20 protein-coding genes and 2 tRNA genes are annotated in these 21738 nt (G+C 71.7%); 8 read left to right on the forward strand and 14 right to left on the reverse strand.

What is annotated here, in order from left to right; all coding sequences use genetic code 11:
* Window position 1 precedes the first annotated feature (1 nt).
* Complete coding sequence (locus QM638_RS12820; RefSeq protein ID WP_415142372.1) at window positions 2-949, reverse strand: ABC transporter permease; 948 nt, start codon at window positions 947-949, stop codon at window positions 2-4.
* Between the two features lie 794 nt (window positions 950-1743).
* Between QM638_RS12820 and QM638_RS12825 the strand changes: the two genes are divergently transcribed.
* Genes QM638_RS12825 through QM638_RS12840 form a run of 4 tightly spaced genes read left to right on the forward strand, consistent with a single transcriptional unit; the run spans window position 1744 to window position 5896 of the window.
* Window positions 1744-3033, forward strand: coding sequence for an aminotransferase (locus tag QM638_RS12825; protein WP_415142390.1), 1290 nt, complete (start codon window positions 1744-1746; stop codon window positions 3031-3033).
* Window positions 3030-4109, forward strand: coding sequence for an adenosine deaminase (locus QM638_RS12830; RefSeq protein ID WP_415142373.1), 1080 nt, complete (start codon window positions 3030-3032; stop codon window positions 4107-4109). The genes QM638_RS12825 and QM638_RS12830 overlap by 4 nt, the downstream gene beginning before the upstream one ends.
* Before the next feature lie 4 nt (window positions 4110-4113).
* Window positions 4114-4725, forward strand: coding sequence for a DUF4190 domain-containing protein (locus QM638_RS12835; RefSeq protein WP_415142374.1), 612 nt, complete (start codon window positions 4114-4116; stop codon window positions 4723-4725).
* A 28-nt stretch (window positions 4726-4753) separates the two neighbouring features.
* Window positions 4754-5896, forward strand: a complete 1143-nt coding sequence (locus QM638_RS12840; RefSeq protein ID WP_415142375.1) for a methyltransferase domain-containing protein — start codon at window positions 4754-4756, stop codon at window positions 5894-5896.
* Window positions 5897-5921: 25 nt separating this feature from the next.
* On the opposite strand, the gene QM638_RS12845 is transcribed toward QM638_RS12840, so the two are convergent.
* From QM638_RS12845 to QM638_RS12855, 3 genes are read right to left on the reverse strand one after another with little or no spacing between them, the layout of a single operon-like run.
* Entirely contained in the window at window positions 5922-6992 is a 1071-nt protein-coding gene (locus QM638_RS12845; RefSeq protein WP_415142376.1) for a UDP-N-acetylmuramate dehydrogenase, read from the reverse strand.
* Window positions 6985-7407, reverse strand: a complete 423-nt coding sequence (locus tag QM638_RS12850) for a MaoC/PaaZ C-terminal domain-containing protein (protein WP_415142377.1) — start codon at window positions 7405-7407, stop codon at window positions 6985-6987. Before QM638_RS12850 ends, QM638_RS12845 begins: the two co-directional genes overlap by 8 nt.
* Window positions 7404-7808 carry a MaoC family dehydratase N-terminal domain-containing protein gene (locus tag QM638_RS12855; protein ID WP_415142378.1) on the reverse strand — a complete coding sequence of 135 codons (405 nt, stop codon included), beginning with the start codon at window positions 7806-7808 and terminating at the stop codon, window positions 7404-7406. The genes QM638_RS12850 and QM638_RS12855 overlap by 4 nt, the downstream gene beginning before the upstream one ends.
* Window positions 7809-8014: 206 nt before the next feature.
* On the opposite strand from QM638_RS12855, the gene QM638_RS12860 reads away from it, so the two are divergent.
* Window positions 8015-9340: a hypothetical protein gene (locus QM638_RS12860; RefSeq protein WP_415142379.1), complete on the forward strand. Its 1326-nt coding sequence runs from the start codon at window positions 8015-8017 to the stop codon at window positions 9338-9340.
* A 155-nt stretch (window positions 9341-9495) separates the two neighbouring features.
* Here the strand turns inward: QM638_RS12860 and rpmG are convergent, their stop codons facing one another.
* The 5 genes from rpmG to QM638_RS12885 form a co-directional block, all read right to left on the reverse strand.
* On the reverse strand, window positions 9496-9666 hold the full coding sequence (gene rpmG / locus QM638_RS12865; RefSeq protein WP_395696096.1) for a 50S ribosomal protein L33: 171 nt from the start codon (window positions 9664-9666) through the stop codon (window positions 9496-9498).
* 47 nt (window positions 9667-9713) lie between these two features.
* A tRNA-Met gene (locus QM638_RS12870) sits at window positions 9714-9790 on the reverse strand.
* Between the two features lie 50 nt (window positions 9791-9840).
* Window positions 9841-9913: transfer RNA gene (locus QM638_RS12875), tRNA-Thr, on the reverse strand.
* Window positions 9914-10053: 140 nt separating this feature from the next.
* Complete coding sequence (locus QM638_RS12880; protein ID WP_415142380.1) at window positions 10054-11460, reverse strand: amidase; 1407 nt, start codon at window positions 11458-11460, stop codon at window positions 10054-10056.
* Between the two features lie 30 nt (window positions 11461-11490).
* Window positions 11491-12645, reverse strand: a complete 1155-nt coding sequence (locus QM638_RS12885; protein WP_415142381.1) for an ROK family protein — start codon at window positions 12643-12645, stop codon at window positions 11491-11493.
* Between the two features lie 81 nt (window positions 12646-12726).
* Between QM638_RS12885 and zwf the strand changes: the two genes are divergently transcribed.
* Genes zwf through eda form a run of 3 tightly spaced genes read left to right on the forward strand, consistent with a single transcriptional unit; the run spans window position 12727 to window position 16728 of the window.
* A complete protein-coding gene (gene zwf, locus QM638_RS12890) occupies window positions 12727-14223 on the forward strand; it encodes a glucose-6-phosphate dehydrogenase (RefSeq protein WP_415142382.1) in 1497 nt (498 codons plus the stop codon).
* A complete protein-coding gene (gene edd / locus QM638_RS12895) occupies window positions 14220-16082 on the forward strand; it encodes a phosphogluconate dehydratase (RefSeq protein ID WP_415142383.1) in 1863 nt (620 codons plus the stop codon). The genes zwf and edd overlap by 4 nt, the downstream gene beginning before the upstream one ends.
* Window positions 16066-16728 carry a bifunctional 4-hydroxy-2-oxoglutarate aldolase/2-dehydro-3-deoxy-phosphogluconate aldolase gene (eda, locus tag QM638_RS12900; protein WP_415142384.1) on the forward strand — a complete coding sequence of 221 codons (663 nt, stop codon included), beginning with the start codon at window positions 16066-16068 and terminating at the stop codon, window positions 16726-16728. The genes edd and eda overlap by 17 nt, the downstream gene beginning before the upstream one ends.
* Window positions 16729-16744: 16 nt before the next feature.
* On the opposite strand, the gene QM638_RS12905 is transcribed toward eda, so the two are convergent.
* The 5 genes from QM638_RS12905 to ispH form a co-directional block, all read right to left on the reverse strand.
* A complete protein-coding gene (locus QM638_RS12905) occupies window positions 16745-17239 on the reverse strand; it encodes a DNA-3-methyladenine glycosylase I (protein ID WP_415142391.1) in 495 nt (164 codons plus the stop codon).
* A gap of 84 nt (window positions 17240-17323) precedes the next feature.
* A complete protein-coding gene (locus QM638_RS12910) occupies window positions 17324-17494 on the reverse strand; it encodes a hypothetical protein (RefSeq protein WP_415142385.1) in 171 nt (56 codons plus the stop codon).
* Complete coding sequence (locus QM638_RS12915; protein WP_415142387.1) at window positions 17467-19212, reverse strand: tannase/feruloyl esterase family alpha/beta hydrolase; 1746 nt, start codon at window positions 19210-19212, stop codon at window positions 17467-17469. Before QM638_RS12915 ends, QM638_RS12910 begins: the two co-directional genes overlap by 28 nt.
* A 101-nt stretch (window positions 19213-19313) precedes the next feature.
* Window positions 19314-20318: an adenosyl-hopene transferase HpnH gene (gene hpnH, locus QM638_RS12920; RefSeq protein WP_415142388.1), complete on the reverse strand. Its 1005-nt coding sequence runs from the start codon at window positions 20316-20318 to the stop codon at window positions 19314-19316.
* Window positions 20319-20332: 14 nt separating this feature from the next.
* The coding region (gene ispH / locus QM638_RS12925; protein ID WP_415142389.1) for a 4-hydroxy-3-methylbut-2-enyl diphosphate reductase at window positions 20333-21738 on the reverse strand (1406 nt) is incomplete at its 5' end.

Here is a 21738-nt window from a genome sequence, read left to right on the forward strand (position 1 = left end):
GTCAACGCACCGTCCTGATCCGGGGGTCGATGAGCGGGTAGAGCAGGTCGACGACCAGGTTGATCACGATGTAGACCACGCCGAGCATGAGTACGCACGCCTGGATCGTCGGGTAGTCGGAGGAGTTCAGCGCTTCGATGAGCATGCTGCCCATCCCGGGGATCGCGAAGATGTTCTCGACGATGATCGTGCCGCCGACCAGGGCTCCCAACTGAAGACCGATCACGGTGGTGACCGGGACCATCGAGGACCGTACGGCGTGCTTGCGGATGAGCTGCCACGTCGAGGCGCCCTTGGCGCGTGCGGTCCTGACGAAGTCTTGGGAGAGTACGTCGATCACCATGTTGCGGGTGTACCGGCACAGGATCCCCGCCATGGACAGCGAGAGGACCAGCGAGGGCACGAAGATCTGCCCGAGTGACTGCAATGGATCGCTGAGGAACGGGGTGTAGCCGATCAGGTTGAGTCGCAGAGTGTGGGAGTTGACCAGGACCACCACCGTGCCGATGACGAATCCCGGAACCGAGAGCGCCAGGAACGACAGCCCGCGAAGGGAGACATCGGCGGCCTTCCCGGTCCGCGCGGCTGCCCAGACGCCCGCCGGCACGCCCATGACGATGGCGAGGATCGAGGCCACGACGGCGAGCTCCAGGCTGGCCGGTAGGCGTGAGCCGATCTGGCCCCCGATCGCGAACGGGCGCGTCAGGGAGGTGCCGAAGTCGCCGGTGAGGACGCCACCGATCCAAGAGAAGTACTGCTGGATCCACCCTCGGTCGAGACCGAGTTGGTGGCGGATCTGGGCGAGCTGAGTGGGGTCGGGGTTCGAGGAGTTCAGGTACTGGGCGGCAGGGTCGCCGGGCATCAGACGCACCATCGCGAAAACGAGAAACGAGAGCAGAAAGAGCACGAGAACGGCGACGGCGAGTCGCCGCGACAGGTACGACGCCATGGTCCTCCTCTGGTGGTTTTGCGGGTGCTCTAGAGCGTCTCGCAGGCGTCGTGACGGGCACAGGGCCAGCATCGGCCGGCTTCATGGGCCCAGTCGTAACGGTGGAAACCCCGCCGTCACGCCGGGTTCACCGAGCCTCCGGACCCCTCGTGCGGACCGAGCGGCCCGTGAGTCGCGGCAGACTGGCCGAGTGGAACCTGCCCGTCGCCGCCTGCTCGAAGGGAGCAGGCGAGCGCCGCCCGCTTGACCTGCCCGGCGATCACCGCGGTGACGTGGAGGCCTCGCCGGGCACGAACGCCGACGACGAGCACGATCCGGAGGGGACGACGATCGCCTTCGAGCGCGAGCAGGTGGCCAGTCTGGTGCGGCAGTCCCAGCGGCAGTTGGGCGAGATCGACGCTGCGTTGGTGCGACTCGGGGTCACCGGCCCTGCCGCCGGGTTCGCCCGGACCGGGGCCACCCTCGACCTGGCCGACGCCACCGGCGTCGACCACGCGATCGGCGCCATCGCCGGCGACCTGCTCGACGCCGACGCCCACCCCGACACCTGCGGCTCGGGCCCGGACGAGCGCCGCGACAAAGCCGCCGGCATCCTCGCCCGCCACCACACCAACCACAGCGCGCCGACCGAGGGAGCCAGCTGCGACGCTACGAGTGATCCCAGCAGCCCGGTGCGGGTCCCGCACCTCTACGCCTACCTCAACCCCGTCGGCCCAAGCGCGCCGCACGCCCACGTGCGACGCGCGCGAATACGCGATTGCCGACCCGGCCGGGGTCTCTGCCACGATGGGAGGGTGACAGTGCAGCCCCGAGCCCTCGCCGACCTCTCCCCCGCCGAGCTCGCCGGTTTCGCCGAGGCCCAGCGCACGGCGTACGACGACCTGCTGACCCGCGGGTTGAGGCTGGACCTGACCCGGGGCAAGCCGTCGGCGGCCCAGCTCGACCTCTCCGACGCGATGCTGCGGCTGCCGACCTCACCGATCGACGCGGACGGCGTCGACACCCGCAACTACGCCGGGCTCGCCGGGATCCGCCAGATCCGGGAGATGTTCGCCGAGCTGCTCCGGGTCGAGCCCGAGCAGCTGGTCGCCGGCGGCAGCTCCAGCCTGACCATGATGCGCGACGTGCTCGCCACCCTGTGGCTGCGCGGCGGGGTGGACAGCGAGCGGCCGTGGGGCCGGGAGGAGACGGTGCGGTTCCTCTGCCCGGTCCCCGGCTACGACCGGCACTTCGTGCTCACCGGATGGTTCGGCATCGAGATGATCCCCGTCCCGATGCACGCCGACGGCCCCGACGTCGAGCAGATCGCCCGGCTGGTCGCCGACGACCCGAGCATCAAGGGGATGTGGCTGGTCCCGACGTACGCCAACCCGACCGGCTCGGTGACCACCCAGGAGGTCGCCGACCGACTGGTCTCGATGCCGACCGCGGCGCCCGACTTCAAGATCTTCTGGGACAACGCCTATGCGCTGCACCACCTCACCGCGCACGAGAACAAGTCCGCGGACGTGCTCTCACTCGCCTCGGCGGCCGGCAACCCACACCGCCCGATCCTGTTCGCCTCCACCTCGAAGATCACCTACGCCGGCGCCGGTGTCGGCTTCCTCGGTGGCTCGAGGGAGACCATCGCCTGGCATCTGGACAACCTCGGCCAGGGCTCGATCGGACCGGACAAGGTCAACCAGCTGCGGCACGTGGAGTTCTTCGGCTCCGCCCAGGGCGTGCGCGACCACATGGCCAGGCACCGGGCGCTGATCGCACCGAAGTTCGCCGAGGTCGAGCGGATCCTCACCGAACGGTTGGGCGGGCTGGGCATCGCCACCTGGACCAACCCCGAGGGCGGCTACTTCGTCAGCCTGGACGTGCTCGACGGCACGGCGTCGCGGGTGATCGAGCTGGCCAAGGCGGCCGGGGTGGCGCTGACCCCGGCGGGCTCGGCGTTCCCGTATGCCACCGACCCGGACGACCGCAACATCCGGCTGGCGCCGACGTTCCCGCCGATCGAGGACGTCACCGCCGCGATGGAGGCGGTGGCGACCTGCGTGCTGCTCGCCGCGGCGGAGAAGCTGCGCACCCGGGAGTGAGTCGACCCGCCGCCACCCTCGCGCCTCGGGACCTGCGCCGGCTCCCGAAGGCCCATCTCCACCTGCACTTCACCGGGTCGATGCGGCACGCGACGCTGCTCGAGCTCGCCGCCCGGGACGGGATCCGGCTGCCGGACCAGCTGGTCGCCGAGTGGCCGCCCCAGCTCAGCGCCGCCGATGAGAAGGGCTGGTTCCGCTTCCAGCGGCTCTACGACGTGGCCCGCTCGGTGCTGCGCACCCCGGACGACGTACGCCGCCTGGTGCGGGAGGCGGCCGAGGACGACGTCCGCGACGGCGGCCGCTGGCTGGAGATCCAGGTGGATCCGTCCGGCTACGCCTCGAGGTTCGGTGGGATCAGCGCCTTCACCGATCTGGTGCTCGACGCGGTCGCGGACGCCTCCCGCTCGACCGGACTGGGGATGGCGGTGGTGATCGCCGCCAACCGCACCCGGCATCCGATGGACGCCCGGATCCTCGCCCGGCTCGCGGCTCAGTACGTCGACCGCGGGGTGGTCGGGTTCGGCCTGTCCAACGACGAGCGGCGCGGCGTGACCCCGGAGTTCGACCACGCCTTCGCCATCGCCGAGCGCGCCGGCCTGCGACTGGTGCCCCACGGCGGCGAGCTGCGCGGACCGGAGCACATCCGCACCGTGGTGGAGTTCCTGCACGCGGACCGGCTCGGCCACGGCGTACGCGTCGCCGAGGATCCCGAGCTGCTCGACATCCTCGTCGACGCCGGCATCGCGCTGGAGGTCTGCCCGACCTCGAACGTGTCGCTCGGCGTCTACTCGGACCTCTCCTCGGTGCCGCTGCCGACCCTGCTGGAGGCCGGTGCGACGGTGGCCCTCGGCGCCGACGACCCGTTGCTGTTCGGGTCGCGGCTGGCGAGTCAGTACGCCACCATGCGGGCCGCGCACGGCCTGGACGACGCCACCCTCGCGCACCTGGCCGGTAGCTCGGTGCGGGCCTCGGCCGCGCCCGAGGCCACGAAGCAGGAGATCCTCGGCGAGATCGACGCCTGGCTCGCCGCGGATCCGGCTGCCGAGGTGTCGGCCGTCGTCGATCGGGGACAATGAGGCCATGACCAGCGGCAACCAGGACGACGAGCTGTGGGCCAGGGCGGAGGGCCGGCCGGGCGTGGAGCTGAGCAAGGACGGTGCGGCCGGCGCCACCCAGCCGCTCGCGCCGGCGCCGGCAGACCCGCCCGCCACGCCGGACGCTGGCGCACCGAGTCGGCCCGATCACCCCGGTTATCCGGGCCCACCGGGCTATCCGGGCCAACCGGGCCATGCCGCCTACCCCGGCAACCAGGCGCCGTACCCGACCGCCCCATACCCCGACTATGGCTACCCGGCCTACGGGGCGCCCGCTCGTCCGTACGGCGCCCCGCCACCGCCGGCCGGCTTCAACGCTCCCCTGGTCGAGGACTCCGGTGCCATCGCCGCGCTGGTGCTGGGCCTGGTGGCACTCGGCAGCATCCTGGTCGCCGCCGGCATCGGACTGGTCGTCGCGCCGGCCGCCTGGATCGTCGGGCAACGCGCGCTGCGCCGGATCGACGCCTCCGGCGGCATGCTGCTGGGCCGCGACAAGGCGCAGGCCGGGATGATCATGGGCATCATCGGCACCGTGCTGCTGATCCTCGCGATCCTGGGCATCGCGGTGATCGTGGCGGCGGTCATCAACTACTCCTGACCGCGCCCCGCCCAGACCGCCCAGACCAATGGACTGCCACTACTTCGCCGCCGACCTGTGTCGCTCGTGCACCCACCTCGGCACGCCGTACGACGCCCAGCTGGCGGCCAAGCAGACCCGGGTGGCGGGCGTGCTGGGGCTGCCCGACGGCGTCTGGGAGCCTGCGGTGGCCAGCGCGGAGAGCGGATTCCGGAACAAGGCCAAGATGGTGGCCGGCGGGACGCTCGCTGCCCCCACGCTCGGGATCCTGGACCCGCACCGTCACGGCGTCGACCTGATCGCCTGCGGACTGCATTCCCGCGGGATCCGCAGCGCCCTGCCGACCCTGCGGGACCTCGTGACCGACGCCGGCCTGACCCCGTACTCGGTGCCGCAGCGGCGCGGCGAGCTGAAGCACGTGCTGGTCACCGAGTCGCCGGACGGCGAGCTGATGGTGCGCTGGGTGCTGCGCTCCACCGAGGCGATCGCGCGGATCCGCAAGCGGCTGCCGGCGCTGCGGGCCGCACTGCCGATCGCCGTCGCGACGGTCAACCTGCAACCGGCGCACGCCGCGGTGCTCGAAGGGACCGAGGAGCGGGTCCTGACCGAGACCGACACGCTGGTGATGCGGATCAACGGCCTCGGCCTGCGACTGTCGCCGCAGAGCTTCTTCCAGACCAACACCGGCGTCGCGGCGGCCCTCTACCGCCACGCCCGCGACCTGGTCGACGGCATCGATCCGGACGGCACCGCGACCATCTGGGACCTCTACTGCGGTGTCGGCGGATTCGGCCTGCACCTGGCCCGGGCGGGGCGCCGGGTGATCGGCGTCGAGTCCAGTGCGGCCGCGATCGGGTCGGCCACCGCCACCGCGACGGCGCACGGTCTGCGGGGCACCACCTGGCTCGCCGGTGACGCCACCGCCTTCGCGACCTCCCCAGACCGCCCGGAGGCGCGGGCGGCGCCGGACGTCGTGGTCCTCAACCCTCCCCGCCGCGGCATCGGCCCGCAGCTCGCCGGATGGGTGGAGGCCAGCGGGGTGCCCTACGTGCTGTACTCCTCCTGCAACGCCGTCTCGCTGGCCGGCGATCTGGCCTCGATGCCGTCGCTGGCGCCCGTCTCCGCCCGCCTGCTCGACATGTTCCCGCAGACCGACCACCACGAGGTGCTGGTGCTGCTGCGCCGTCGCTGACTCGCCGGATTCCACGGGTCAGGGTTCAGAGTTCGACGCCGAGGAGCACCGGCTCGGGGACCAGCTCGATCCGGTAGCGCTCGCGGACGCCGTCGCGGATCTCACGCGCCAGGGCCACCAGGTCGGCGGTCGTGCCGGTGCCGCGGTTGGTCAGCGCCAGGGTGTGCTTGGTCGACAGCGACACCCGGCCGCCGAGAGCGGCCGGCGCATGGCCCTTGGCGAAGCCCGCGTGGTCGATCAGCCAGGCGGCCGACGTCTTCACCGAGCCGTCCGGCTGGGGGTACGCCGGCGCTCCCGGCGGCACCCGGCTCGGCTCGACCACGGGGTTGGTGAAGAACGAGCCGGCCGACCAGGTGTCGTGGTCGGGCCGGGCCGGATCGGGATAGAGCACCATGCCCTTGCCGCGCCGCAGCGCGAGCACGGCGCGACGGACCCGGCCGAGCCCGACTCGCGCTCCCGGCTCCACCTCGAGCTCCCGGGCGAGCTGGTCGTAGGCGATCGGCGCGCTCAGCGTGCCGGTCCGGAACTGGAACCTCACCGAGAGCACCACATGCCGGGCGGGATCCGCCTTGAACCGCGACCAGCGGTAGCCGAAGCCGCACTCGGCGGCGGCGAAGGTGCGTACCCCGCGCAGCCTGCGGTCCCAGACCCGGACCGAGGCGATGGTCTGGGCGACCTCCTGCCCGTAGGCACCGACGTTCTGGATCGGGGTCGCACCGACACTGCCCGGTATGCCCGACAGCGCCTCGACGCCCACCCAGCCGCGCTCGACGGCGGAGGCGACCAGATCGTCCCACACCTCACCGGCGGCCACCTCGACCAGGACGCCGCCGCAACTCGGGTCGTCGGCGTCCTCGATGTCGGCGCCGACCCCGGCGGTGGCGACCTTGACCACGACGCCGTCGAAGCCCTCGTCGGCGACCACCAGGTTGCTGCCGCCACCGAGCACCAGGACCGGCCGGCCGGCGGCGTCGGCGGCGGAGACGGCGTCGATCAGCTGCTGCTCGGAGGCGGCGAGGACGAACTCGGCGGCGGGACCACCGAGGTGGAGGGTGGTGTGGTCGGCGAGCCGGACCGGGCCGCTCGGCTCAGGCACCGGCCACCCGTACGACGGCCCTCGGCATGCCGAGCACCTTCCGTCCCTCACAGGTGACCTCGAGCTTGAGGGTGGCCAGGCCGTCGGCCACCGAGGCGACGGTGCCGGCAACGGTGACGCCGGTGCCCTCGTCGTCGTCGGGTACGACGACCGGGTTGGTGAACTTCCCGCCCAGCTCGACCACCTCGGCGCCCCCGGTCCACTCGCTGACCGCCCGGGCGACCAGTGCCATGGTGAACATGCCGTGTGCGATCACGCCGGGCAGGCCGACCTCGGTGGCGACCCGATCGGAGTAGTGGATCGGGTTGAAGTCGCCGCTGGCGCCGGCGTACCTGACCAGCGCCGCCCGGGTGATAGGGAACGTCTTCGGCTCCAGGACCGCGCCGGGCTCCAGGATCGTCGCGGTGGCGCTCACTGGCCCTCCCCGCGGTGGACGAGGGTCGCGGTCGTCGTACACACCGGGGCGCCGGACTCGTCGGCGATCGTCGAGACGGTGCCGATGATGTCGTTGCCGCCGATCTGCCGCAGGCTCGCCACGCTCAGGGTCGCGGTGAGCAGGTCCCCGGGCGCCAGCGGGCGGCTGTAGGCGAAGCGCTGCTCGCCGTGCACGATCCGGGAGAGCTCGACGCCCACGTCGGCGAGGAAGGAGTTCATCGCCTCGAACGCGAGCACGATCGGGAAGGTCGCCGGGATCGGGTCCCCGGCCTCCCAGCCGGGGCCGGCCGCGGTGGCGAACTCGCGCACCTTCTCCTCGGTGACCCGGTAGGGCCTGGTCGGCGGGAAATCACGCCCCACCAGCGACTGGTCCACTGCCATGGCCTCAGCCTAGTGTCACCGCGGTCCGGTGGCCGTCACGCCCACCCGACCGGGCGCCGCCGACAGAGCTCGAAGCCCCTTTACATTCGTCGAACTCCTGGGTCACACTGCGTTCACAAGTCAATGCCCGCCGGCGCGGATCGCGGCGGGCGGCCGGACCCGACGACGTGACCGGTGCATCGGACCCAGGATCTGGGGAGGTGGCCATGAACGTCGACAGAGAGTCCCGACTCGAATCAACCCACACCGGAATCACCGACGATCCAGAACCGACCGCCGTCGACCGCACCGTCCGACACGCCTGGGCACGCTCGGTGGAGGTGGCTCCGATACGCCGCCGGCAGCCGCCGAGGCCGGACCTCGAGGACTTCACCAAGCTGTGGAACGCCCAGGAGGGCTCCTGGTTCGGATTCGTCGTCCTGACCTGCCTGATCGGCTTCATGGTCTTCGTCTACGGCCGGGTCTTCCACGACCTGATCGACACTCTCCCCTCGAGACTGCCCGGCGCGCCGTCCGGCATCCATGGGTGGTGGGCCTCCCTCGCGCTGGCACTGCTGCTCGCGCTGCGCCGTGGCGTCCGGCGCCCGAGCCGGCGCCGGGCGGACTGGGAGTCGTATCGCTCGACCGGGTTCATCGCCGAGCGGCACCGCACCGGGCTGACCAAGCCCTCGGACGGGGAGAACAGCAACGGTCAGTCCGTCTGGCTGCTGCTCGACACCCGGATCGATGACCGCCGGGCGACCCGCCTGCACGCCGCCGTCGCCGAATGGCTCACCGACGACTCCGACGGCGTCGAGGAGCGCCGCGCGACGGTCCGCCGGATCGAGGAGGCCGACGAGGTGGCCACCGAGGACGTCTTCGGCCCGGAGGCCGGTGGCGGCTACCTGGTCTGTTCCCACAGCGACGACCGCTGGTCGCTGGTCGTGCCCCGGCGCGACCGCACCCGGCTGTTGCTCAACTGCACCTCCGTCTCCGCCGAGGCGCTCACCTATCCCCATCCGGTGCTCGACCGGGTCTCCCGGCCGGACGCCGAGGCGCGCCCGCTGCCGAGCGGCCCGGAGCGGACCGCGCAGGCTCGGCTGGGTCTGTCCCATCCCATCGACCCAGCACCGCCCATCGACCCGGCACCCCACCGCGCTCCGAGCGACGGGCTGCGTCCGCTGGATGCCACCGACGCCCGGACGCCGCTACCCACCCACGTCGAGTTGGAGGGCTCCTGGGAGGGCCTGCTCGCGCTGCTGCTCTCGATCGTGGCCTGCCTGGTATGGGTGGTCCTCGACCAGCGGCTGTCCGGAAGCCCGAGCTGGCAGACCCAGGTCTGTGGCGCGCCGGGCTGCCTGTCCGACGGCGCCCACCGGCTCACTCTCGCGATCAGCGGCGGACTGATGCTGGCCGGCCTGATCGCCGGACTGCTGGTCGCCCGCGGCGCCCGCGGCGCCCGCCGGAGGATCGCCTCGGCGATCGTCGTGCACGTGGTCGTCGCCGTCCTGATCCTGCTCACCGGTCAGTTGGTCCCACGTCTGCTGTCCTGAGACACGGACCGATGCAGAGGCTGAGAGGAGACTGCGTGAACGAATGTCTCGACTGTCTCCCGAACGCCGAGGAGGCGTGGGCCCGTAGCCCGGGGTGCACGAACGCCGAAGGCCCGTCCGGATCGGACGGGCCCTCGGGCTGGGTATGGGTGCGCTCAGCGGGTCTCGCGATGCGGCTGGTGCTTGCGGCAACGCGGGCAGAACTTCGCCAGCTCCAACCGGTCGGGGTCGTTGCGGCGGTTCTTCTTGGTGATGTAGTTCCGCTCCTTGCACTCCACGCAGGCGAGAGTGATCTTCGGGCGAACGTCGCTGCTCTTGCTGGCCACTGTGCTGTCCTTCGTCGTTCGGCGGCAACCCCGGTCGGGGCGCGGTGTGGTAGCGAGGGCGGGACTCGAACCCGCGACACCACGATTATGAGTCGTGTGCTCTAACCGCCTGAGCTACCCCGCCACGTGGGCCTGAGCCGGCCTCCGGATCGCTCCGGCGACCTTCTCTCCCAGAGCCCCTTTACGGAATCGAACCGTAGACCTTCTCCTTACCATGGAGACGCTCTGCCGACTGAGCTAAAGGGGCAACGAGCGAGAACATTACAGGCGTGTGGGCAGGCCGACAAAATCGGCATCGGCGCTCCTCCGCCGCGGTCGTCGAGCGACCGATCTGCGCAGGCCAGGGCGACAGTCACGGCCAGATCACCGGCCAGATCACCGGCCAGATCACCGGCCCGGATCATCGGCGAGGGAGGGGAAGGGCCGGGCCGCCTCGAGCTCGTAGGCGAGCTCGAGGAGGGTGGCCTCCTGGCCGGAGGCGGCGCCGAACATCATGCCCTGCGGCCTGCCGGACGCCGTGGTCGCCAACGGCAGCGAGATCGCCGGGCCACCGGTCACGTTGGCCCACGGGGTGAAGGCGACCCAGCCCAACAGGCGCTCGAAGACCACCGCGAACTCCTGGTCGGGCGCGAGATAGCCGAGCGGCTGGGTCTCGTGCGCCACCGTCGGCGTGAGCAGCACGTCGTAGGCCTCATGGAAGCCGCGGGCGATCTCGGCGACCCGGCGCAGTCGCAGGATCGCGCCGGGCAGGTGCCGCAGATGACGGGCGGTATGGTCGGCGAGTCCACGGGTCAGGTTGTCCAGCCGGGACCTGTCCCAGGTCCTGCCGCGCAACGGCCCGGAGTTGGCCACCGTCAGCGCCAGCGACCCCCAGTACAGGATGAAGTCGTCGGGCAGGGTCGGCGGCACCGGCGGCGCCACCCGGTCGACATGGTGACCCAGCTCGGCCAACAGGCTCGCCGTACGCATCGTCAGGTCGGCGACCTCGGGACTGGCCCGGCGGTCGAGCACCTCGGTGCAGACCGCGATCCGCAGCCGGCGACCCGGCCCGGAGACCGCGCCGACCGGTGGCAGGGCCAGGTCGCGGTGCACCTTCTCCGCCTCGCGCAGGAATGCGGCGGCATCTCGGACGCTGCGGGTCAGCACGCCGTCCGCGACGATCCGCAGTGGCAGCAGGGTGTAGTAGGCGTCCTGCGCGACCCGACCGCGGGTGGGCTTGAGCCCGACGAGCCCGGTGACGCTGGCCGGGATGCGCAACGATCCCCCGCCGTCGTTGCCGTGGGCGATCGGCACCGCGCCGGCGGCGACCAGCGCCGCCGCCCCGGCCGAGGAGGCGCCGGCCGGCAGTTCGGTCTCCCACGGCGAGCGCACCGGGCCGAGCCGGGGATGCTCGGCGGTCGCGGAGAAACCGAACTCGGAGAGCTGCGACTTGCCCAGCGAGATCAGGCCGAGCTTCATCAGCATCGCGGTGAGCTCACCGTTCCGGCGCGCCGCGGAGGCGACGTACGCGTCGGTGCCGTGCCGGGTGGGCACCCCGGCGACGTCGACGTTGTCCTTGATCAGGGTCGGTACGCCGGCGAAGAAGCCGGTGCGTGGACCGGCCGCCTCCCGGCGCGCCCGGTCGAAGGTGCGGTAGGCGACCGCGCCGAGCTCGGCGTCGACCAGCTCGACCCGCGCGATCGCCGCCTCGATCACCTCGGTCGCCGAGACGTCGCGGCGGCTCAGCGCCTCGGCCACGCCGACCGCATCCAGCCGGCCGAGCGCGTCGTCGGTGAAGGCGTGGACCCGGGGCATGGGCCAAGGTTAACGACGGGCGATGAGGACTCAGCCGGTCACGAGCGCGTCGACCTGCGCAGGCGCGAGGATGTGCTCGATCGCCATCGCGGCGCAGCCGACCAGACCCGAGGAGTCGCCGTGCAGCTGCGGCACGAAGACCAGGTCGCGGGTGGCGGTGGCGGTGGAGCGGCCGTAGACCGCCTCGCGGACTCCGGCGGCGTACAGGTCAAAGGCGCTGCCCATGTCGCCGCCGAGCACCACCACCTCGGGATTGAGCAGGTTGATCGCCACCGCCAGCACCTCGCCGAGATAGCGCCCGCTCTCCCGCAGCAGGGCGCGGGCCACCGCGTCGCCGGTGAGCGCCGCGGCCACCAGGTCGCGGACGTGTCCGGCCTCCGTCCCCGACTCGACCAGTCGCGTCACCAGGGCCCAGCCACCGGCGACGGTCTCCAGACACCCGGTCGAGCCACAGCGGCAGGGAAGGTCGCCGGCCGCCTCGAGCCGGGTGTGGCCGAGCTCGCCGGCGGCGCCACGGTGCCCGGTGAGCACCCGTCCGTCCGAGACGATGCCGAGGCCCAGGCCGGTGGACGCCTTGACGACCAGCGCGTTGCGCGGCCTCGGGCCTGGGCCGAACAGCTCCGACCGGGCGAGCGCATAGGCGTCGTTGGCCAGCAGCAGCGGAGCGTCGGTCAGCTCGGCGAAGTACGGCGCCAGCGGTACGCCGTCCCAGCCGCCCATCACCGGTGAGTCGATGCTGACCAGCGCCTCGGAGTCGACGGTGCCCGGCAGGCTCATCCCGATGCCGAGCACCGGCCCGGCTACCTCGGCGAGCATGGTGCGGAGCCGCTCGACGATCCCGGGCATCAGCTCGCCGGCCGCGACCCCGACCTGATGATCCTGGGTGTCACCGACCAGCTCGCGGCCCTCGAGGTCGAAGACGGCGAGCTGACTGCGGCTGCGTCCGACGGCCACCGAGAGCACCACCCCGGCGTCGGCGTTGAAGACCAGTGCACCGGCGGGGCGTCCGCCGGTGGCGGCCGGCTCCTCGCCGGGTTGCACCAGCCCGCTGCCGACCAGTGCCGCCACCCGGGCGTCGACGGCGGTACGGGACAGGCCCGTCAGGCGACGCAGATCGGCGCGGGTGGTGGCACGCCCGGTGCGGACGAGTTCGAGCATCGCACCGGCGGTCGAGGGGTCAGACACGCCGGCCAGTCTAGGTACTTCGGCACGTAAAAGTCCTATCCCGTGGTTGTATCGATCCAATATTGCTGTCACCGTAGAGACATGACCGATACCCATGGCCTCTCCGCGGTCACGCATCCGCTCCCCGAGCGCTGCGACTTCACCGTTTTCGGTGGCACCGGAGATCTGGCGCTGCGCAAGCTGCTGCCGGCCCTTTACCACTGCGCCGCCGAGGGCCGACTGAGCCCCGACACCCGGGTGATCGCGATCTCCCGGTCGACGTACGACGACGAGGGCTACCGCGCGCTGGTGGCCGACGCGCTCGCCGAGCACGTCGGCGACCGGCTCGACCCGGCGATCAGCCGTCGCCTGCTCGACCGGCTCCACCACATCCGTGTCGACATCACCGACGAGCACGACTGGCACCGGCTGGCCGGCGTGCTCAAGGACCGGCCGGACTTCGCCGAGACCGTGCGGGTCTACTACCTCGCGGTGGCGCCCCGGCTGTACGCGCCGATCTGTCGCCAGCTCGGCGATCTCGGGCTGAGCCAGGAGCCGGCGCGGGTGGTGCTGGAGAAGCCGATCGGCCACGACCTCGCCTCGGCGCGTGCGGTCAACGACGCCGTCGGCGCCGTCTTCACCGAGCAGCAGATCTTCCGGATCGACCACTACCTCGGCAAGGAGAGCGTGCAGAACCTGCTCGTCACGCGGTTCGCCAACACGTTCCTGGAGCCGCTGTGGAACAGCCAGTGGATCGACCACGTCCAGATCACCGTCGCCGAGACCCTGGGGGTGGGCGAGCGCGGGGCCTACTACGACGAGGCCGGGGCCCTGCGCGACATGGTGCAGAACCACCTGCTGCAGCTGCTCTGCCTGGTCGCGATGGAGCCGCCGATCGAGATCGGCCGCGAAGACGTCCGCGACGAGAAGCTCAAGGTGCTGCAGGCGCTCGCGCCGATGACCCCGGCCCGGATCGATCGGGACACCGTGCGCGGACGCTACCGTGCCGGCCGGATCGGCGACGACCTGGTGCCCGGCTACGACAGCGAGGTCGCCGACAACGGCGGCCTCACCGAGACCTTCGTCGCACTGCGCACCGAGGTGCAGAACTGGCGCTGGGCGGGAGTGCCGTTCTACCTGCGCACCGGCAAGCGGCTCGACGAACGGCGCAGCGAGATCGTGCTGGTCTTCAAGGAGCCGCCGGTCGACGTCTTCGGCCAACGCGCCGGTGAGCCCAATCGGCTGACGATCGCGCTCTCGCCCGAGGAGGGCATGAAGCTGCAGCTGAGCGCGAAGGAGCCCGGCCCCGGTGGCTACCGGCTCAAGCCGGTCTCGCTCGACCTGAGCTACGCGACCACCTTCGACAAGCGCTCGCCGGAGGCCTACGAGCGGCTGCTGATGGACGTCGTCCGCGGCATCCCGACGCTGTTCATGCGCCGCGACGAGGTCGAGGCGGCCTGGACGTGGTGCGAGCCGATCCTGAAGCACTGGGAGGACACCGCCCTCCCACCGAAGTCCTACCCGGCGGGCACGCCGGGTCCGTCCGCCGCCATCACGCTCATCGAGCGCGACGGCCGATCCTGGCAGGAGCACGTGTGACCCACCCGACCCTCATCGAGGTGACCCAGCGGCTGGTCGCCCGCTCGGCACCAACCCGCGCCGCCTACCTGCAGCGCATCCGCGCCGCGGCGAGCGACGGACCGGTCCGCACCCGGATGGCGTGCGGCAACCTGGCGCACGGCTTCGCCGCCGCCGACCCGGAGTCGAAGGCGGCGCTGCGCGGGACGGTCAAGCCCGGCATCGCGATCGTGACCAGCTACAACGACATGCTCTCCGCCCACGCGCCGTACGCCGACTACCCGGCCCTGCTCAAGCAGGCGGTGCTGCGTGCCGGCGGGATCGCCCAGGTGGCCGGCGGCGTGCCGGCGATGTGCGACGGCGTCACCCAGGGCCGTCCCGGGATGGAGCTCTCCCTGTTCAGCCGGGACGTGATCGCCATGTCGACCGCCATCGCGCTCTCGCACGACATGTTCGATGGCGCGCTGTTGCTCGGCGTGTGCGACAAGATCGTCCCGGGTCTGCTGATCGGAGCGCTCAGCTTCGGTCACCTGCCATGCGTCTTCGTGCCGGCCGGGCCGATGGCCTCGGGGCTGCCGAACGCGGAGAAGGCCCGGGTGCGGCAGCTCTACGCCGAAGGCAGGATCGGCCGTGCCGAGCTGCTGGAGGCCGAGTCGGCTTCCTACCACGGCCGCGGCACCTGCACCTTCTACGGCACCGCCAACTCCAACCAGCTGCTGATGGAGGTGCTCGGCCTGCATCTGCCGGGCTCCTCGTTCACCAGCCCGGACACCGACCTGCGCGATGCGCTGACCCGGGCCGCCGCCGCCCGGGTCACCGAGCTGGCCGCGGCCGGGGCGCCCGGGATCGGCGAGCTGATCGACGAGAAGGCGATCCTCAACGCCTGCGTCGCGCTGCTCGCCTCCGGCGGGTCGACCAACCACACGCTGCACCTGGTCGCGATCGCCCGGGCCGCCGGGATCGCGCTGACCTGGGAGGATCTCTCCGACCTGTCGGCGGTGGTGCCGCTGCTGACCCGGATCTACCCCAACGGCTCCGCCGACGTGAACCACTTCCACGCCGCCGGCGGGATCGGCTTCCTGATCCGCACCCTGCTCGAGGCCGGGCTGCTGCACGAGGACGTCAGCACCGTCCTGGGCGATGGCGCGACCGGGCTGTCGGCGTACGCCACCGAGCCGCGGCTGACCGCCGACGGCACCGCGACCTGGGTCGAGGGCACCCCGGTCTCCGGCGACACCGACGTGCTGCGCGGGGCCGACGAGCCGTTCGCCCCCGACGGCGGACTGCGGGTGCTGCACGGCGAGCTCGGCACCGCGGTGATCAAGACGTCGGCCGTCAAGCCGGAGCACCGGGTGGTCTCGGCCCCCGCGATGGTCTTCGACGACCAGGCGGACTTCCTGGACGCCTTCAAGGACGGCCGCTGCGACGGCCGGGACCTGGTGGCGGTGATCCGCTACCAGGGCCCGGCCGCCAACGGCATGCCGGAGCTGCACAAGCTGACCCCGGCGCTCGGCGTGCTCCAGGACCGCGGACAGCAGGTCGCGATCGTCACCGACGGCCGGATGTCCGGGGCGTCGGGGAAGGTCCCGGCCGCCATCCACGTCACGCCGGAGGCGGCCCTGGGCGGACCGCTGGCCCGGGTGCGCGATGGCGACCCGATCACCGTGGACGCGGTCACCGGTACGCTCACCCTGCACGTCGCGGCCGAGGAGTTCGCCCGCCGGGAGCCGACCGGTGCCGCCCCGCTCGGAGCGGAGTGGTCCGGCACCGGACGGGAGCTCTTCGCCCCGCTGCGCGCCTGCGTCGGTGCCGCCGAGCACGGCGCCTCCATCTTCCCGCCGATCGCGATCCAGGAGACCCCCGTTGTCGAGCACGCCTGACGCCGCCCCCGCCGTCGCCCTGGCCGGCTCCGCCGATCTGTTCGGTCTCTCCCCGGTGATCCCGGTGGTGGTGGTCGAGCGGGTCGAGCAGGCGGTCCCGATCGCCCGTGCCCTGGTCGCCGGCGGCGTACCGGTCATCGAGCTGACCCTGCGGACCCCGGTCGCGCTGGACGCGATCCGGGCGATCGCCGCCGAGGTCCCCGAGATCGTGCTGGGCGCCGGCACCGTGACCACGCCGGGCGCCGCCCGGGCATCGGCCGCGGCCGGTGCCCGGTTCCTGGTCTCCCCCGGGTGTACGCCGAGTCTGCTGGCCGCGATGACCGAGACCGGTCTGCCGTTCCTGCCCGGCACCGCCACCGTCTCCGAGGCACTCGCCGTGCTCGAGACGGGTCACACCGCGATGAAGTTCTTCCCGGCCGAGGCGTCCGGCGGGGCGGCGTACCTCGGCTCGCTGTCGACGGTCGTCCCCGACGCCCGGTTCTGCCCGACCGGCGGGATCGGTCCGGCCAACGCCGGCTCGTATCTCGCGCTGCCGAACGTCGGCTGCGTGGGCGGCTCCTGGCTGACCCCGAAGGACGCCGTCGCGGCCGGGGACTGGGACCGGATCAGAAGTCTCGCGGCCGAGGCGGCCGCGGCACGCGGCTAGACACCGAGCGGTCGCCTCACCGACCGCGACGGAAGCAGGTCGGCTCGTGCGGGTCGAAGAGACCGATCGCCTGCATCAGGGCGTGCATGGTGGTCGGACCGACGAAGGCGAAGCCGTGCCGCTTGAGCGCCTTCGAGAGCGCCAGCGACTCCGCCGAGACGGTCTCGGCCGGATCGACCTCGCGGGTCGGCGCGTGGTCGCCGATGAGCCGCACCAGGCCGCCGCTGCTGCGCAGCGCGACGGTGGCCCGGGCATTGGTGACGGCGGCCGCGATCTTGAGCCGGTTGCGCACGATCGAGGCGTCCTGCATCAACCTGGCCTGGTCCTCCTCGGTGAATCCGGCGACCGTGTCGGCGTCGAACCCGGCGAAGGCCACCCGGAACGCCGGCCGCTTGGCGAGGATCGTGGACCACGACAGACCCGACTGGAACGCCTCCAGGGTGAGCCGCTCCAGGTGCGCCGCCTCGCCGTGGACGGGTCGGCCCCACTCGTTGTCGTGGTACTCCCGCATCGCCCCGACCGCCCAGGCGCAGCGGCGCTCCTCGAGGTTGCTCACCGGACCATCATGCCCCGGCGACGAAGGGAGCACCGGAGATCACGCGTCGACCTCGAACGGCCGCCGCAGCCCGGCGAACATCGGGACATGCCGAAGGTCGAGCGTGGCCAGCTCCAGACCGCCGACGTCCGCCGTCGCGGCGATCAGGTAGTCGGCCGCGGGTTCACCCGGCTCACCCGGACTCAGGCCTTGCCCGGCCGGGTCGTCCACCGACCGTTCACCCAGCCGCTGACGGTCTCGTAACCGGAGCGGAACGAGCCGAGGTAGTCCACCCGCAGGTGCCTCTCGGCGGTGGACAGCTGCGCGGTGTAGCTCGAGGCGTCGTCGTCCGAGCCGCCGGTGGTGTTCACCGCGACGTACGGGAAGGGGTAGACCGGCCGGGAGGCCGTCACCTCACCGGTGCTGTCGGTGCGCTGGCTGAGCAGGCTGTCCGGCGCCTCGCCCTCGGTGACCCAGTCCACCATCGCACTCAGCGCGTCGATGCTGTCGGGTCCCTGGCCGCCACCGCAGTGCGCCACCCCCGGCAACAGGAACAGCCTGGCGAAGTCGGACGTCGTGGAGGCTCCGCCCATCCGCCTCTGCACCGCCTGGTAGTACGCCATCGACGCGACCGAGGAGATGTTCGGATCGGCCAGACCCTGCCAGATGATCAGCTTGCCGCCCGCGGCCTTGAACTTCGACAGATCGGGGTCGGTCGCATCCATGGTGCCCTCGTTGAGACGCATGAGCCTGCGGTACGACGCGGTGGTGAACCTGATGTCCCGGTAGGACAGCTCCGGATGGACCTCGGGGTAGAGCATGTACCGGACCCGCTCGTTGACGTTCGTCTTGTTCGAGGTCGACCCAGTCGCGGTGGTGGGGACGATCACGCCTGCCCAGTTGAGCTCGTTGCCGCGAAGCTGCCACCCCGGATAGAGCAGCCGGCCGGCGCTGTTGCGCGGGCCCGAGTACAGCTTCCGCACCGTGGTGACCTGCGCGGCAGTCAGGCAGAAGTCGTCGGCGGTCGAGCTCTGTCCGGCCGCACAGCGGATGCTGCCGGGATCCCAGGTACAGCCGAGCGGGTCCTCGATGATGCCGTCGTCGCCGGCGCCGCAGCCCGCCAGGACGGCCTCGTGCAGCGGCTCGAGGTCGTCGGTCGTGAGCGTGGCGTTGGTGCCGTCGGCGAAGACGGCCTGAGCGTTCCAGGCGTGCTGGAAGGTGTGCGCGGTCCAGTTGTTGGCCGGTGCCCCGGCGATGATGCCGTCGAAGTCGGTCGGGTAGCGCTGCGCCTCGGTGAGGGCCTCGTGACCACCCTGCGAGCAGCCGTCGTAGTAGGAGTGCCCGACCGACTCACCGTAGTAGCGCGTGATGATCTCCTTCGCCACCACGGCCAGCTGGTGCTCCGACTTGTAGCCGAAGTCCACCTTCAGGGTGGGGTCGGTGGCGAACAGGCCCGAGGACATGGTGGTGCCGACGTGGCCCTGGTCGGTGGCACCCACCGCGAACCCGCCGGCGGCGAACGAGGCGCATCCCGACGAGGTGGCGGGCGCCGTGCTGGGGACGACACCGCAGTTGCCGCCGCAGCCCACCTGCAGGTAGTTGCCCTGCCAGGTGCCGGTCGGAAGGCTCAGCATGAATTGGATCTGCGGAGCGATCAGACCGGTGATCGCACACGCCTCCCAGTCGCCGAGCGGATTGTCGGCGGCGTCGACCACGCTCGCCGAGCCGATCTGGGTGGGCGCGCCGGAGATGCCGCTCAGATCGAGTTGCGCGACGTCGGTGCAGTCGATCGCCGCGGAGATGTCCGTCGCATCTGCGGCACCCGCGGCGCCGGCGCCACCGACCCGGTCCGAGGCGACGACCGCGCCACCGACGACCAGCGCGAGGGCGGCCACCAGGCACCCCAGGACCCGCAGGACCCGCAGTTCGGCTCGACGTGTCAGACTCATCAGCTGCCCCTAGATGTCGACATCCAGGCCGAGCTCGCGGTCCGAGTCGGCGAGTGATCGGCATCACACTAGCGGTAGCGTGCGCGACTGTACACAGTTGTTCAGACCGAGACCGCCGCCCGGATCGACTCCCGCAGCGAGCCCATCGTGGCCAGCACCGCGGTCGGCTCGTAGCCGCAGTGCGCCATGCAGTTGGCGCAGCGCGGGTCCTTGCCCCGGCCGTAGGCATCCCAGTCGGTCGTCTCGATCAGCTCGTCGTAGGTCTCGACGTACCCGTCCTCCATCAGGTAGCAGGGCTTCTGCCACCCCTTCAACGAGTACGACGGGATCGCCCAGGCGGTGCAGTCGAAGTCGACCTTGCCCTCCAGGAAGTCCAGGAACAGCGGGCTGTGGTTGAGCCGCCACTTCTTCCGGCGGCCGTCGGCGAAGGCCTTCTTGAACAGCTCCTTGGTCTGGCTGGTGCCCAGCCAGTGCGCCTGGTCGGGGGCCTTCTCGTAGGCGAACCCCGGCGAGATCTGCATGTTGTCGACCTCGAGCTCGTCGTTGAGGTAGTCGAGCACGTCGATGACGTCCTGCGGAGAGTCGGTGTCGAAGAAGGTGGTGTTGGTCATCACCCGGAAGCCGCGCTCCTGGACCAGCCTGATCGCCTCGACGGCCTGCTTGAAGACGCCCTGCTTGCTCACCGACTCGTCGTGCCGCTCCTCCAGGCCGTCGATGTGGACCATCCAGGAGAAGTTCTTGTGCGGGGTGAACTTGTCGATGTGGCGCGGCATCAGCACCGCGTTGGTGCACAGGAAGACCATCTTGCCTCGGTCCAGCAACTGGCGGACGATCTCATCGATCTGCGGGTGCATCAGCGGCTCGCCGCCGGCGATGGAGACCATCGGGGCACCGGAGTCGACCACCGCGGAGACCGCCTGTTCGACCGGCATCCGCTGCTTGAGCACCGACGCCGGGTGCTGGATCTTCCCGCAGCCGGCGCACTTGAGGTTGCACGCGAACAGGGGCTCGAGCTCGATCAGGAGCGGGAACTTCTTCTTGCGCAGCACCTTCTGCTTCATCAGGTAGGTGCCGATCTTGATCGTCTGGTGGAGCGGCATTGACATGCGATCAGCTCTTTCTAGCTCACTTCACGCGGCAGCGTGAATCGGATGCTCTCGGTCACGGTCTCGGGCTCGCGAACGCTCGTCGGACCCAGCCCGGCCAGTCCCTCGACGACGTCGGTGACCAGGCGTGGCGGTGCGGAGGCACCCGCGGTGACGCCGATCCGATCGGCGCCGGCGAGGATGCCGAGGTCGACCTCGGCGAGGTCGTCGACCAGGTGGGCGGCGGTGCCCTCGGCCCGGGCGACGTCGACCAGGCGCTGGCTGTTGGAGGAGTTGCCCGACCCGACCACCAGGACCAGGTCGGTGACCGCGGCGGTACGGCGTACGGCGTGCTGGCGGTTCGTGGTCGCGTAGCAGATGTCGTCCTTGCGCGGCGCCCGCAGCGCGGGGAACCGCCTGCGCAGCACGGTCGCCGTCCGCTCGGCCTCGTCGAGGGCGAGGGTGGTCTGCATGACATAGGAGACCCGCTCGGGGTCCCGCGCGGTGACCGCCTCGGCCTCCTCCGGACTCTCCACCACCACGACCCGGTCCGGGGCCTCGCCGTGGGTGCCGACCACCTCCTCGTGGTCGCCGTGCCCGATCAGGAAGATGGTGTGGTCGAGCCCGGCGAAGCGTCGTACCTCGTTGTGCACCTTGGTGACCAGCGGACAGGTCGCGTCCACCACCCGCAGACCGCGGCGCTCCGCGTCCCGGCGCACCGCCGGCGCCACCCCGTGCGCGGCGAGCACCACCATGCTGCCCTCCGGCACGTCGTCGACCTCCTCGACGAAGATCGCGCCGCGCGCCTCCAGTTCGGCCACCACATGGCTGTTGTGCACGATCTGACGGCGCACGTAGACGGGCGCGCCGAACCTCTCCAGGGATGCCTCGACGATCTCGATGGCCCGCTCGACCCCGGCGCAGAAGGAGCGCGGGGAGGCCAGCACCACCTCACGCTCGCCGGTCGCCTCCGCCCATGCCTGGAGCACCGGACCGGCGAATCGCAACGCCCGGAGCGCCTTGAGTCCCCGCGGGACCGTGCCCAGGCTGAGCAGCCGGTGCTCGGGGGTGTCGACGATCGCACGCACCACCACGCCCCGCCCGGCGGGTGCGTCGGCGAGCAGCAGCGCCGACTCGGTGTCCACCGCGAGCGCGCCACTCGCCGCCCAGCGAGCGCGCTCGGCCGGATCGTCCACCACTGCCGGGGTCGTCAGCACCGGGCCGAGGTGGACCCGGTGGCCGGCGCGTCGCAGGGCACCGGCCAGCAGCGGCGCGGACGGGCAGCCGATGACCGTCTCGGTCTCGGCGGAGCGGACCTCGGTGGCGACCACCAGGTCGCCCGGCTCCACCCCCGGGGCCAGTGCGCCGGCGACGCCGGCCACCAGCCGCGGCGCCTCGGGGGGCAGCCCCTCGGCGCCACGCGAACGGCCGGTGCACACCG

The organism is Nocardioides sp., assembly GCF_047606145.1.
GTDB lineage: Bacteria > Actinomycetota > Actinomycetes > Propionibacteriales > Nocardioidaceae > Nocardioides.